Source organism: Ruegeria sp. MALMAid1280, assembly GCF_049195285.1.
Classification (GTDB): Bacteria; Pseudomonadota; Alphaproteobacteria; order Rhodobacterales; family Rhodobacteraceae; genus Ruegeria.
Window position 1 is genome coordinate 292,607 of record NZ_JBMIRT010000059.1, and the last position, 14,351, is coordinate 306,957.

Annotated in this window: 9 protein-coding genes; 5 read left to right on the forward strand and 4 right to left on the reverse strand. The window is 60.2% G+C overall.

Going from position 1 to position 14,351, the window contains the following annotated elements; translation table 11 throughout:
* Positions 1-35: 35 nt before the first annotated feature.
* From ACOQFT_RS18400 to ACOQFT_RS18410, 3 genes are all read right to left on the reverse strand, one after another.
* The gene (locus ACOQFT_RS18400) at positions 36-3,473 is read right to left on the reverse strand and encodes a pyruvate carboxylase (RefSeq protein WP_421599323.1); all 3,438 of its coding nucleotides are present in this window, start codon (positions 3,471-3,473) and stop codon (positions 36-38) included.
* 124 nt (positions 3,474-3,597) lie between these two features.
* Positions 3,598-4,755 carry an alpha-hydroxy acid oxidase gene (locus ACOQFT_RS18405; RefSeq protein WP_421599324.1) on the reverse strand — a complete coding sequence of 386 codons (1,158 nt, stop codon included), beginning with the start codon at positions 4,753-4,755 and terminating at the stop codon, positions 3,598-3,600.
* Between the two features lie 39 nt (positions 4,756-4,794).
* The gene (locus ACOQFT_RS18410) at positions 4,795-6,588 is read right to left on the reverse strand and encodes a sensor domain-containing diguanylate cyclase (protein WP_421599325.1); all 1,794 of its coding nucleotides are present in this window, start codon (positions 6,586-6,588) and stop codon (positions 4,795-4,797) included.
* Between the two features lie 177 nt (positions 6,589-6,765).
* Here ACOQFT_RS18410 and ACOQFT_RS18415 point away from each other — a divergent pair, with 177 nt between their 5' ends.
* Positions 6,766-9,162, forward strand: coding sequence for an ATP-dependent helicase (locus ACOQFT_RS18415; RefSeq protein ID WP_421599326.1), 2,397 nt, complete (start codon positions 6,766-6,768; stop codon positions 9,160-9,162).
* Positions 9,163-9,571: 409 nt separating this feature from the next.
* Here ACOQFT_RS18415 and ACOQFT_RS18420 read toward each other — a convergent pair whose 3' ends face one another.
* On the reverse strand, positions 9,572-9,796 hold the full coding sequence (locus ACOQFT_RS18420; protein WP_421599327.1) for a DUF1127 domain-containing protein: 225 nt from the start codon (positions 9,794-9,796) through the stop codon (positions 9,572-9,574).
* Between the two features lie 904 nt (positions 9,797-10,700).
* Here ACOQFT_RS18420 and mraZ point away from each other — a divergent pair.
* From mraZ to ACOQFT_RS18440, 4 genes are read left to right on the forward strand one after another with little or no spacing between them, the layout of a single operon-like run.
* A complete protein-coding gene (gene mraZ, locus ACOQFT_RS18425) occupies positions 10,701-11,204 on the forward strand; it encodes a division/cell wall cluster transcriptional repressor MraZ (protein ID WP_421599328.1) in 504 nt (167 codons plus the stop codon).
* 4 nt (positions 11,205-11,208) lie between these two features.
* Entirely contained in the window at positions 11,209-12,201 is a 993-nt protein-coding gene (gene rsmH / locus ACOQFT_RS18430) for a 16S rRNA (cytosine(1402)-N(4))-methyltransferase RsmH (RefSeq protein WP_421599329.1), read from the forward strand.
* Positions 12,198-12,566, forward strand: coding sequence for a cell division protein FtsL (ftsL, locus tag ACOQFT_RS18435; RefSeq protein ID WP_421599330.1), 369 nt, complete (start codon positions 12,198-12,200; stop codon positions 12,564-12,566). Before rsmH ends, ftsL begins: the two co-directional genes overlap by 4 nt.
* Positions 12,563-14,350 carry a peptidoglycan D,D-transpeptidase FtsI family protein gene (locus ACOQFT_RS18440; protein WP_421599331.1) on the forward strand — a complete coding sequence of 596 codons (1,788 nt, stop codon included), beginning with the start codon at positions 12,563-12,565 and terminating at the stop codon, positions 14,348-14,350. Before ftsL ends, ACOQFT_RS18440 begins: the two co-directional genes overlap by 4 nt.
* Position 14,351: the final 1 nt, after the last annotated feature.

A 14,351-nucleotide genomic window follows, 5' to 3' on the forward strand; every position in this document is an offset into this window, starting at 1 on the left:
CGAGCGGCCCCTGTTAGCCCAGAAAGCTAAACCGGTTATTCCAGTTCGACCAGCAGGTCCTTTGCGTCAATCTGCCCACCGGGTTGAATGTGAACAGCTTTGACCGTGGCGTCGCGTTCCGCGTGGATGCCGGTTTCCATCTTCATCGCTTCGATGGTCAGCAGCATGTCGCCTTCCTTGACCTCCTGGCCCGCCGCGACGGCGACCGTGGCGACTACGCCGGGCATCGGCGCGCCGACATGGTTGGCGTTGCCCACCTCGGCCTTGGGACGTGCCTGCGTAGAGGACGTGACCAGGCGGTTCGGCACCCGGATCACGCGCGGTTGGCCGTTGAGTTCGAAGAACACTTTGACCTCGCCCTTTTCATCGGTCTCGCCGATGGCCTGACAGCGGATTTCCAGCGTCTTGCCGGGATCAATCTCGGCGGTGATCTCTTCGCCCGGCTCCATCCCGTAGAAGAAGGTGCGGGTGGGCAGGGTGCGGACCGGACCATAGGTGCGGTGGCGGCCCATGTAATCCAGGAACACCTTGGGATACATCAGGTAGCCGTTCAGATCCTCGTCATCGACCACTTTGCCTTCCAACTGCTTGGACAGGTCGGCGCGGGTGGCCTCCAGGTCGACCGCAGGAACATCCTTGCCGGGGCGTTCGGTGTTCGGGGCTTCATCCTTCAGCACCTTCCTGATGATGGTATCGGGGAACCCGCCCGGAGGCTGACCCAGATTGCCGCGCATCATGTCGACCACCGAGTCGGGGAACGCCACATCGGTCGATGGGCTTTCCACATCGGCGCGTGTCAGGCCCTGGCTGACCATCATCAGCGCCATGTCACCGACCACTTTCGACGACGGCGTCACCTTCACGATGTCACCAAACATCTGGTTCACGTCGGCATACATCTGCGCCACTTCGTGCCAGCGCTCTTCCAGCCCCAAGCTACGCGCCTGCGCCTTGAGGTTGGTAAACTGACCGCCGGGCATCTCGTGCAGATACACCTCGGACGCCGGAGCCTGCAGACTGGACTCGAAAGCCGCGTACTGGCTGCGGACAGCCTCGAAGTAATCGCTGATTTCGCGGATCGCCTTGATGTCCAGACCGGTGTCACGCTCGGTATGACGCAGCGCTTCGACCACGGTGCCCAGCGTGGCTTGCGAGGTATTGCCCGAGAAGCTGTCCATCGCGCAATCCACCGCGTCCACGCCCGCCTCGGACGCGGCCAGGATGGTGGCGCTGGCGATGCCGGCGGTGTCGTGGGTGTGGAAGTGGATCGGCAGCCCGACCTCTTCCTTCAGCGCCCGGATCAGGATACGCGCCGAGGCCGGTTTCAGCAGACCGGCCATGTCTTTCAGGCCCAGCACATGCGCACCGGCGTCGCGCAGTTCCTTCGCCATGCCGACATAATACTTCAGGTCATATTTGGCGCGGTCCGGGTCGAGGATATCGCCGGTGTAGCAGACGGTGCCCTCGCAGATCTTGCCGTTTTCCACGACCGCATCCATGGCCACGCGCATGTTTTCAACCCAGTTCAGCGAGTCGAAGACGCGGAACACGTCGATGTTTTGCGACGCCTGACGCACGAATTCACGCACCACGTTGTCGGGATAGTTGGTATAACCAACGCCGTTTGCCCCGCGCAGCAGCATCTGGGTCATCAGGTTCGGCATCGCCTCGCGCAGGTCGCGCAGACGCTGCCACGGGCATTCCTGCAGGAAGCGATAGGCCACATCGAATGTCGCGCCGCCCCAGCATTCGACCGAGAACAGCTGCGGCAGGTTGGCGGCATAGCTGGGCGCCACCTTGATCATGTCGATCGAACGCATCCGGGTCGCCAGCAACGACTGGTGACCGTCGCGCATGGTGGTGTCGGTGATCAGCAGCTGACGCTGGGCCTTCATCCAGTCTGCGACAGCCTGCGGGCCTTTCTGCTCCAGCAGGTTGCGGGTGCCCATTTTGGGTTCACCCTTCGACGCGGGGGGCTTGGCCTCTTTCAGATCGGCGCGCGGTTCCGGGCGGTCCTTGGTTTCAGGGTGACCGTTCACGGTGATATCGGCGATATAGGTCAGAACCTTGGTGCCCCGGTCGCGGCGGCGCTTGAAGGTGAACAAATCCGGCGTCGTGTCGATGAACTTGGTGGTGTATTCGTTCGACAGGAAGGTCGGGTGTTTCAGCAGGTTGATGACAAAGTCGATATTGGTGCTGACGCCGCGAATACGGAACTCGCGCAGGGCGCGGTCCATCCGGGCAATCGCCGCACCGGGTGTTGGCGCCTTGGCAGTCACCTTGGTCAGCAGCGAGTCATAGTACCGCGTGATCACCCCGCCCGCATAAGCCGTGCCGCCGTCCAGACGGATGCCCATGCCAGTGGCCGAGCGATAGGCGGTGATGCGGCCATAGTCGGGGATAAAGTTGTTCTGCGGGTCCTCGGTGGTGATCCGGGTCTGCAGGGCGTGGCCGTTCAGGTGCACGTCGGCCTGGCTGGCGGCACCGGTGGCCTCGGCCAGGGTCTTGCCCTCGGCAATCAGGATCTGAGCCTGCACGATGTCGATGCCGGTGACCTCTTCGGTGACGGTGTGCTCGACCTGCACGCGGGGGTTCACCTCAATGAAGTAGAACTTGCCGGTTTCCATATCCATCAGGAACTCGACGGTGCCCGCGCATTCATAGTTCACATGGGCGCAAATCTTGCGTCCCAGCTCGCAGATTTCGGCGCGCTGTTCTTCGGACAGGTACGGGGCAGGGGCGCGTTCGACGACCTTCTGGTTGCGGCGCTGGACAGAGCAGTCGCGTTCGTAGAGGTGGTAAATCTCACCATGCTTGTCGCCGAGGATTTGCACCTCGACGTGGCGGGCACGGGTGATCATCTTTTCCAGATACCCCTCGCCATTACCGAACGCAGCCTCGGCCTCGCGGCGGCCTTCCAGAACTTTCTCTTCCAGCTCTTCCTCGGATTCGATCGGACGCATCCCGCGCCCGCCGCCGCCCCAGCTAGCCTTCAGCATCAGGGGATAGCCGATCTCTTTGGCTTCGGCCCGGATTGCGTCGATGTCATCGCCCAACACTTCGGTCGCCGGGATGACCGGTACGTCAGCCTGAATGGCGACGCGGCGTGCACTGGCTTTGTCGCCCAGGGCGCGCATGGTTTCCGCCTTGGGGCCGATGAAAGTGATGCCGTTCTGCACACAGGCATCGACGAAATCGGGGTTTTCGGACAGCAGGCCATAGCCGGGGTGGATCGCATCCGCACCGCATTCCTTGGCAACGCGGATGATCTCATCAATGCTGAGATATGCCGCAACCGGGCCCATGCCTTCGCCAATGCGATATGCCTCATCCGCCTTGAAACGATGCAAGCCCAGCTTGTCTTCTTCGGCGAACACAGCGACGGTGCGTTTGCCCATCTCATTGGCTGCGCGCATCACGCGAATGGCAATCTCGCCCCTGTTGGCGATCAGGATCTTTTTGAAGTCGGTCATTTTCGGTCCCGGTCTTTATGGTTTGGCCGTGTTAGTAGGCGGACAATACGCGCTCGTATATCAGTCCTTCTGGGTAGAACCGGCATGTTATCGCTCGCAAACGCCGCCTTTTGGCGTGATTGTCTTACACTTGCTGCACTGCAGCATCAATGTTTGCGATTGCCGTCGGGATTTCCTGCAGGTTTGAAAGACCCATTTGGCCCATATTGGCGAGCATGTCCTGACGCAGGATGTCGATGACATGCGCGGGTCCTTGTGCACCCAAGGCGCTGATACCATACAGGAATCCGCGCCCGAGCATGACAAAGTCCGCGCCCAGTGCCAGTGCGCGCAGAATGTCCAGGCCGCCTTCGACGCCGCTGTCGAAGATCAAGGGCAGGTTTGTCGCCTCACGGATCAACGGTAGCACATTGATACTTGCGGGGGCTCCGTCAAATTGGCGTCCACCGTGATTCGAGACCCAAAGGGCATCAACTCCGGTCTGTTGCAGCCGCTCGGCATCCTCAGGGCGCATCACGCCCTTTATGATGAACGGCCCGTCCCACGCATCCCGCAGCCATTTGACATACTCCATGTCGGGCGAAGTGCGCAGCAGGTAACCAACATGGGCGGTCGGCGGAAGTGCACTGTCCCCGTCGATATATTTGTCCAGTGTGCGCATCCGGGGCATCCCGTTTTGCGCCATGCCCAAAGCCCAGGCCGGACGTTGGGCGATCTGCGCCAGCAGGCGCGGGGTCAATCTGGGAGGATTGGTGAGGCCGGATCGTGTTTGCCGTTCACGGCGTGACGCGACAGGGACGTCAACGGTCAGCACAAGCGTCGAGAACCCCGCCGATCTGGCGCGGTTCAGCATGTCAGTGCGAATGCCCGGATCTTTCGGCGGGTACAGCTGAAACCAGGCGTGCCGCCCAAGATGAGGGGCCAGATCCTCGGGGCTCTGGCTGGCGACCGTCGAGAGCGTGTAGGGCAGTCCCGCCTCGGTGGCAGCACGTGCCAGCAGCCCTTCCGCGTCCGGCCAGATCAGACCAGCCATCCCGATAGGCGCGATGCCGAAGGGCAGGGGAAAATCCTGCCCCAGAAAACGCGTGCCGGTACTGAATTCGATAGGACCATGCAGGATCGAAGGCAGAAACTGCACCTGATCCAGCGCGGCCCGATTGCGGTGCAGTGTGGTCTCGGAACCTGTGCCGCTTGCCAGATATTCCCAGACGAAGAAAGGAATCCTGCGCTTTGCGCGGCGCTTCAGGTCGGCAAGGCCGGGGAATGAGCTGTGCAGGTCCATATGAATTGATCCAACCTGCGCAGCGATTCGGCAAGGTTTTCAAGCGGCTGAGGTCGACGGCGCGGATTTGGGCGCCCGTTTGTGCTTTGCATCTGCCACCGTCGAAGGGGCCGAGGCTGCACCTTTGGCGACCTGCACCTGGTTCCGGCCCTTGTCTTTGGCCATATACAGGGCGTCATCCGCTGCACGCATCAGGTCCTGCGGCATGGTGCCATGCGCCGGGTAGTGGGCGACGCCCACAGAGATCGTGATGCGCGGCAGGGATTTCTCACCATAGCGGACCGAGACAGCCTCGACCGCTTGCCGCAATTGTTCGGCGCGGGTCATGGCATCGTCGGGCGTGTTGTCCGGCAGGATCAGCATGAACTCCTCTCCTCCGATGCGGCAGGCGACCTCATCCCGGTCGCAACCCTGTTCCAGAGCCGATCCGACGGCGCGCAGCACCATGTCGCCCGCATCATGCCCGTGGGTGTCGTTGAACTTTTTGAAATGGTCGACATCCACGGCAATCAGGCTCAGCGAGGCACCGGTCTGCTGGCTGCGGCTGATGGATTTGCGCAGCGTTTCGGTCATGTGCCGGCGGTTGAACAACCCGGTCAGAGGGTCGCGCACCGATTGGTCATGCAGCTGATCGCGCATCCGGACATTGGCGATCGCCATGCTGATCTGTTCGGCGCATAGCTGGGCCAGCTTCTTGCTGGAATGAAACACCTCATCGCAGTCCTCATGCGCCCGCAGATGTAATAGACCAACCGTTTCCCCGTGGGCCAGAATGGGAAAGCAGAAATAGGGTCGTCCGTCATGCGGTTCGGCATGTTCGCAGACAAAGTCGATCTCGGACGCGCCATATTCATAGGTGCGCCCCCGCCGCAGACCCCAGCACCCCTCCGGATGGATATGCGATTTGTGCGTGCCGCCATTCCAGCTGGCACAGCCATCCAGCACATCGCGTGAATTGGAATAGACATACACACTGCCTTCGGCCTCGGGCAGGATATGGGTCATGAAGCGCGAGACCATGTCGAACAGCTCATCCAGCGAGCGGCTGGATTGCAGCCATTCGTTCAACTCGCCCAGCAAGCGGACCTCACGCGCTAGGCGCAGTTGGTCGTCCATCAGTTCACGCTCTTTTGCGGCGCGGCCGCGCAGGCTGCGCACCTGCCGCCGGTTGGCGCGGAAAATGACCAGTGTCACCGCCGACAGCGCAATCAGGGCAATGCCGCTGAGCACGGTCAGCAACAGGCGAACCCGATTGATGAACAGGTTCCGCACCTGCGTGATGTCCGAATAGAACTCGATTGCACCGACAAAGCGGCCTTCGCGGATGACGGGGGTGTAGATTTCGGCCACGTGGCGGGTCTGCGGCCCGGTGAGCTCCAGCAGGTTGCCGTCGAAATCGTCCACTTCGGTCAGGGGTTTTTCTTCATGTTTGTAAACGATGTTTCCCCGGCCCAGCACGTCGCTGAAATAGGAGTCGCTGTTGACCGAACCCACGTCCGTGGCGCGGGTCGACCAGATCACCCGCCCTGCGTCGTTGAAGAGTTCGAAACGGTAGATGTCCGAGGTTGCGGGCAGCAATTCCAGAAACTCTTCATCATGGGCGTCCAGCTTGCCGGTGCGAAAGGTGGCGTCAACATCTTCGAGATGAGAAACCACCTGCCGGTTCATCTGCGCTGCGGCGTGGCGCAGGTCGGATTCCAGCATCCGGTCGACCACCGGCGCGGGAATCGCGTAAATTCCCCAACCTGACAGGACCGTGAGGCCTCCCATCGTCAGAAGGATACCAGCAAGTTTCAGACGGGATACCATGTCCGATCCGTCAGTGTTTTTCATGATCCGCGCTCCCACAGCTTTGACCTCAGCATCGGATGCAAGCTTTGACAGTGGGTTAACGTGACCGAAGCGCGGAGGAGCGGATTGGTTAGAATTGGCGGCAAAGCGTGAAAGTCTGTGCGAACAAGGGGTGAACAAACTCTTTCCCTCGGCGCGCATCCGGCGTAGTTTGGGGGGATGAGCAGTAACGACGAAATGGACGCCTTCGAGGGCGCATCACTGTCTGCGCGGGCTATGGCCACGCGACCCACGCCCTATCTGGATGAACTGAACCCGGCCCAACGCGAGGCGGTTGAACGGCTGGACGGTCCGGTTCTGATGCTGGCCGGGGCGGGGACGGGCAAAACCAAAGCACTGACCGCACGCATCGCGCATCTGCTGAGTACAGGGCGGGCGCGTCCGAATGAGATTCTGTCGGTGACTTTCACCAACAAGGCTGCGCGCGAAATGAAAGATCGCGTTGGGCGTCTGTTGGGGCATCCCGCCGAGGGGATGCCGTGGCTGGGCACGTTCCACTTTGTGTGTGCTAAGCAATTACGCCGTCATGCTGAATTAGTTGATCTGAAATCGAATTTCAGCATCCTGGATAGGGATGACCAGTTGCGATTGCTCAAACAGTTAGCTCAAGCAGCGAATATCGATGAAAAGCGCTGGCCCGCGCGGATGCTGGCCGCAATTATTGATGACTGGAAAAGTCGTGCGCTGACGCCCGGCAAGGTGCCTACGGCGGATGCCGGGGCTTATAACAACCAGGGTATAGAGCTTTACGCCCAATACCAAACCCGCCTGCGCGAGCTGAACGCAGTGGACTTCGATGACCTGCTGCTGCACATGATTACGATTTTCCAGACCCATCCGGACGTTCTGGAGCAATACCAGCGCTGGTTCCGCTATATTCTGGTGGACGAGTATCAAGATACCAACGTCGCCCAATACCTGTGGCTGCGGTTGCTGGCCGGAGGGCACAAGAATATCTGCTGCGTGGGCGATGACGACCAGTCGATCTATGGCTGGCGCGGGGCCGAGGTGGGCAACATCTTGCGGTTCGAAAAGGATTTTCCCGGTGCATATGTGGTGCGGCTGGAACAGAACTATCGCTCGACCCCGCATATTCTGGCCGCCGCGTCGAATGTGATCCGCGGCAATGAAAGCCGTTTGGGCAAAGAGCTGTGGACCGACGCGAAAGAGGGCGAAAAGGTTCGGCTGATCGGCCATTGGGATGGCGAGGAAGAGGCCCGCTGGATCGGCGAAGAGATTGACGCGATGCAGGGCGGCACGCGCGGCGTGCGGCCGATGAACCTCGATGAGATTGCGATTCTGGTTCGTGCCTCGCATCAGATGCGGGCGTTTGAGGATCGGTTTCTGACCATCGGTCTGCCCTACAAGGTGATCGGCGGCCCCCGCTTCTATGAGCGGATGGAGATTCGCGATGCCATGGCCTATTTCCGGCTGGTGGTCAGCCCCGAGGATGATCTGGCGTTCGAGCGGATCGTAAACACGCCCAAACGTGGCCTTGGCGACAAGGCGCAGCAGACGATTCAGGTGGTGGCGCGGGAAAACGGCGTGTCTCTGGTCGAGGGCGCGCGGATTGCGGTTGAGAACGGGTTGATCAAGGGCAAGGGCGGCAAGGCCCTGCGCGAGTTGATCGACGGGCTGGCACGTTGGAGTGCGATGACGCGGGGGCCGCGGATTGAGGTCGATGATGATACAGTGATTGATGATGGCGTCTCGCCCATCCGCTATGGTGCGCCGGAACACACCCATATCGAGCTGGCGCAGATCGTTTTGGACGAATCCGGCTACACTGCCCATTGGCAGAACGAAAAGACGCCCGAAGCGCCGGGGCGGCTGGAGAACCTCAAGGAACTGGTCAACCAGCTGGACAATTTCGAGAACCTGCAGGGGTTTCTGGAGCATGTCAGTCTGGTGATGGACAATGAGCAGGACAGCGACGGCGCCAAGGTTTCGATCATGACCCTGCACGCGGCCAAAGGGCTCGAGTTCCCTGCCGTCTTTCTGCCGGGATGGGAGGACGGGCTGTTCCCGTCACAACGTTCGATGGACGAAACCGGTATCAAGGGGCTCGAGGAAGAGCGTAGGTTGGCTTATGTTGGCATCACGCGCGCGGAGGAGGTCTGTACGATTTCCTTTGCCGCCAACCGGCGGGTGTTCGGGCAGTGGCAGAATGCGATGCCATCGCGATTCATCGACGAATTGCCCGAGGATCACGTGGAGGTGCTGACGCCTCCGGGCCTCTACGGTGGAGGTCAGCCGACGGCCAGCATCGAAACGCGCGCGGCTGAGGCGAATGTCTATAACTCCCCCGGCTGGAAGCGGATGCAGGCGCGGCAGGGGCAGTACGGGATGTCTCAACCCAAAGAAAGCCGCAACACCGTGATTGATGCAACTGCGGTGGCCAGCTTCACGCTGGGCGAGCGCGTGTTTCACCAGAAATTCGGCTATGGCGCGGTGATTGGCATTGAGGGCGATAAGGTTGAGGTCGATTTCGACAAGGCGGGCACGAAAAAAGTTGTCTCGCGGTTCTTGTCGGCCAAGGACGACGTGCCGTTTTAATCAAATGGAATGTGCCTGACGGCACATGCTCGATTCTTTTGAGGGGTGCCCGGCTTTAGTTGTGGCGCCTTTTTCTGTCTGAAAACGTAAAAACGGCGGTTCCCAGGGAGGAGGAGAGGGAACCGCCGTTCTTTTCAACATCAGGGCAGGGAGGAGGAGAGCCCTGATGTATCCGAACCCGGGTTTGATCCCGGTATGAGGAAGACGCGGCGACGTCAGGGAGGAGGAGAGACATCGCCGCGCGCTTTCAACACCGGGAAAGGGAGGAGGAATACCCGGTGTGTCAGTTTCCGGCATTCAGGGCCGGTATAGGGTGCGGCGACATCAGGGAGGAGGAGAGATGTCGCCGCTGTAATACAGGTCCTAAAGGGAGGAGGAAGGACCTGATCCTTGTTATTTCGGTGCGCGCTTAGTGCGCGACGTGTTCTTCGGCCGCCTGCATTGCCAGGCGGCGGATCATCGAGCGGTGCAGGCCCAAATCGGCCAGTTCGCGATTTGTCAGTTCGGACAGTTCGTTAACTGTCTGGCGGTAGACGCGGTACCGGACGAACCGGGTCTTTGCTGCCTCGACCAGAGAAGCCAGGCCAGTTGCCGGTACGCCTTTCAGCGCGGTCTGATGTGTTACTGCGGCCATCTGCGTACCCGTTAGTTCTTGTCATTGCCGGTGTGTTCCGGCGCTTGCTTGAGACTGAAAATAGGCAAATGCTGCAATTGCACAATAGCTCATGTCGTCAATGCTGCTATGCGGCAATTGCATAGATATCAACGTGTTGGGCGTTGGGATGCTTAATGGGCTTTAAAGTAAAGGTTTTACCATCGCATCAGCGGCCTTCGCGTGGGTCTGAACGGCGGGGTGGGTTTGTGACTGCTACTTCTTTGTGCACCATCTTTTGAAAATTGCGCGTTTTGAAACCTATATGTGGCGGCAGGCTCAATGGTTGGATCGCGGCCTATGGGAATTCATGGGCAGAGATTGAGCAGGCTTGGGCTGGACGTCGATACAGAGTGTTCTTTGGTGATTCGGGGCGGGATAGGCGTCTGAACTGGTGCTTGGGTGCGGGAATCTCAAGAAATTCTGAAATATCTTGGGAAAGCATGGGACAACGTGGTTGTTGGCCGAATACACCATATATAGTGTTTAACTATCAAGGCATTCATATTTGCGGTGTAAGGTGCATGGTTTTCATTTGATTTCGGCTTGGTTATGCTGTGGGTTCGATGATGAGTCGGTGAAATTTGTTGTTGCTTTCCATGAATTCCCATGTCATCCCTTATACATCCGATGAGGACGAGGCACATGGGGCGCCAAACGACCCCGAACCAACAAAAAACAGGTTTCATACAGGCATCTCGCTTTCATCACTCAAGAGATCCGGCGCGCGGGCGAGCAGACATCCCCCCAGGTGGCGCGCGCAGCTGGACATCCCGCTCAGCGGGTTAATGCGGCGGGTTGATCAGTGGCAGCAGATCAACCCGCCGTTTTTCATCCGGGGGGAGCGTGAAATTTAGGTGGGGCGCAAGCGAAAGGGACAGTCGTCTTGGCGCGCAGGTTCAGAGGCGAAAGCCAGCATAAGGTTGATACGAAGGGCAGGGTCTCAATCCCGGCCTCGTTTCGCCGTGTGCTTGAGGCCTCTGATCCCAACTGGCAACCCGGAGACACGCCTGAACTGGTGATTGTCTACGGCGACCACCGCCGCAAGTTCCTTGAATGTTATACCATGCAGGCAATCGAAGAGGTCGACGACAAGATTGACGCTTTGCCGCGTGGCTCGATGCAGCGGAAGATGCTGCAGCGCATGTTCCATGGTCAGTCCTTCCCGACAACCGTGGATGAGACGGGGCGTCTGGTACTGCCTGCCAAGCTACGCAAGAAGATCGGGCTTGAGGGTGAGGCGTTCTTTATTGCCGCTGGCGACACGTTCCAGATATGGAAACCCGAGACATACGAATCCGAAGAGTTGGCCGCCGCCGAGGATTGGCTGGACGAACAGCCCGAGGACTTTGATCCTCTGGTCTATCTAGATGGCGCCGGGGACGCGTAGCGGCATGGCCGGCGCTGAGACCCCTTCCGACAAACCTCATATCCCTGTTCTGTTGCGCCCGTTGCTGACCGCCGTGGCACCGGTCACGGGTGTCTGGCTGGATGGGACGTTTGGGGCGGGTGGTTACACCCGTGGCTTGTTGGACGCCGGTGCCGACAAGGTCATCGGCGTGGATCGTGATCCGCTGGCATTTGAGATGGTTTCAGAATGGGCCGGTGACTATGGTGACCGGCTGGTGATGCAGCCGGGTGTGTTCTCGCGCATGGACGACTATGCACAGGGCTTGGATGGCGTGGTGCTGGACCTCGGTGTATCATCGATGCAGTTGGATCAGGCCGAACGCGGGTTTTCCTTCATGAAGGATGGCCCGCTGGACATGCGGATGAGCCAGGAGGGGGAAAGTGCCGCCGATCTGGTCAACACCGCGACCGAGACGCAGTTGGCCGATATCCTGTTTCAATACGGTGAGGAACGCGCCAGCCGCCGCATCGCCAAGGCCATCGTGAAGGCGCGTGCTGAAAATCCGATCACCACGACTCTGCGACTGGTTGAGATTGTCGAATCCTGCCTGCCGCGTCCAAAGCCGGGGCAGTCGCACCCTGCAACGCGCAGCTTTCAGGGGCTGCGGATCGCGGTGAATGCGGAGTATGAAGAGCTTTTCCAAGGGCTTATGGCCGCCGAGCGGGCGTTGAAGCCGGGCGGTCAACTGGCCGTGGTGACGTTCCATTCCATCGAAGATCGTATGGTCAAACGGTTCTTTCAGTCTCGGGCTGGCAAGACGGGCCGGGCCAACCGTTACGCGCCCGAAATCGAACAGGAACTGCCGCAATTCACGCTCAAGACCCGCAAAGCCTTGGGTCCGGACGAACAGGAATTGCAGGAAAACCCGCGCGCACGCTCGGCCAAGCTGCGCGTGGCGGTACGTACCGAGGCTCCGGCGGGGGAAATTGACGCCCGCGCCATTGGGATGCCGCAACTTGGGGGAAGGGCGAAATGAAGAGTATTTTGTATGTGTTGACCGCTCTGGCCGTGTTTGGATTGGCGCTTTGGGCGTATCAGGAGAATTACCGCACCCAGCAGGTGGTGAAGGAAACGCAAAAGCTGCAGCGTGAAATCGGTATGGCGCAGGTGCGGTTGGCGGTATTGAACGCGGAATGGGCTTATCTGAACCGACCCGACCGGCTGCGCGAGCTGGCCGACCTGAACTTTGAACGTCTGGGGCTGCTGCCGCTGCGAGCCGAGCAATTCGGCCGAGCCGACCAGATTGCATATGCCGAGGACCCGGACCTGCCCATCGTTGACCCGATCGAGTTGCAGGCCATCACCAACATTCAGGCGCTGGGCGAGGTGCAGATCCCATGACCCGCACGCCCCTGCGCCCTTTGGCCCGAATCCTCGACGCCCGCGCCCGGGGCGAGAATCCCAAGGCGATTGAGCGCGAAAACATCCGCCAGCGCCACGAAGACATGAAAGACCGCGCCCGCGCCCGCGCCGAAGGGCGCTTACTGGTGCTGGGTCTGTTCTTCTTCTGCGCTTTCTCGGTGGTGGGGGTCCGTATGGGCATGTTGGCCACGTCCGAGGCACAAGAGCCGCTGGCCAGTGCCCCCGGTGCCGCGATTGCCATGCAGCGGGCAAATATTGTCGACCGGGAAGGGCGCATTCTGGCGACCAACCTGGACACATATTCGGTCTACGCGCAGCCGCCTTTGATGATTGATCCGGTCGCCGCTGCCGAACAACTGGTGGCGATTTTCCCCGATCTGGAAAAAGAACGCCTGGTTAAGGACTTTACAGGCAATCGCAAGTTCCTGTGGATCAAGAAACGCATCTCGCCGGAACAAAAGCAGGCGGTGCATGACATCGGCGATCCTGGCATTCTGTTTGGCCCGCGTGAGATGCGGCTTTACCCGAATGGCCGTCTGGCTGCGCATATTCTGGGTGGCTCGGGGTTCGGTCGTGAGGGCGTCAGCGCCGCCGAGGTGATCGGTGTGGCGGGTGTCGAAAAGCAGTTCGACGACTACCTGCGTGACCCGGCCAACGGCAACAAGCCCCTGCAATTATCGCTGGACCTGACTGTTCAGGCGGCGGTTGAGCAAGTGCTGTACGGCGGCATGAAGATCATGAACGCCAAGGGGGCCTCGGCGGTTCTGATGAACGCGCATACGGGCGAGGTGGTATCGGCCGCATCGCTGCCGTCCTTTGATCCGAATGATCGCCCGCGTCCGCCGACCTCGGGCTTTGATCCGTCGGACAGCCCGCTGTTCAACCGCTATGTGCAGGGTGTGTACGAGCTGGGCTCGGTGTTCAAAATCTTCACCGCCGCGCAGGCCGTGCAGCTGGGTCTGGTAAATTCCGAAACCATCATTGACACCTCCGGCCCGATGCGGATCGGGCGGTTTCCGATTGGTGAATTCAACGGCAAGAACTATGGTAAGATCAGCGTGGCGGACGTGATCGTCCACAGTTCGAACCGGGGCACCGGCCGGCTGGCGCTGCAGATCGGTGCGAAACGGCAGCAGAACTTTCTGAAATCGCTGGGCATGTTCGACCCGACCCCGTTCGAGATCGTCGAAGCCGCAGGCGGCGAACCGCTCAAGCCCAAGAAATGGGGTGAGCTGAGCACGGTGACCATTTCCTATGGCCACGGGTTGTCGACCAGCCCGATGCATCTGGCCGCCGGATATGCCGCGATTGCCAATGGCGGGCACTATGTCAGCCCGACCATCCTGCGCAAGAATGGCCACCAGTACGGCCCGCGCGTCTTGTCGGACAGCGCAGCCACACAGGCGCAGAAAATGCTGCGCAAAGTGGTCACGGACGGCACCGCCAGCTTTGGCGATGTCGCGGGCTATGATGTGGCTGGCAAGACCGGCACGGCGGACAAGCCAAAGCCGCGCGGTGGCTATTACGATGACAAGGTAATCGCGACCTTTGCGACGATCTTTCCGGCTTATGATCCGAAATATGTGCTGATCGTCACGCTGGATGAGCCGTCCATCGTAGCCTACGGCGAAAAACGCCGCACGGCGGGGTGGACGGCGGTTCCTGTCGCCGCGGAACTGATCGGTCGCATTGCCCCGTTGCTGGGCCTGCGACCCCGGCTTGAGCCTGAGGCACGCGCTGCTATAACCCTGACCTCAAATTAGG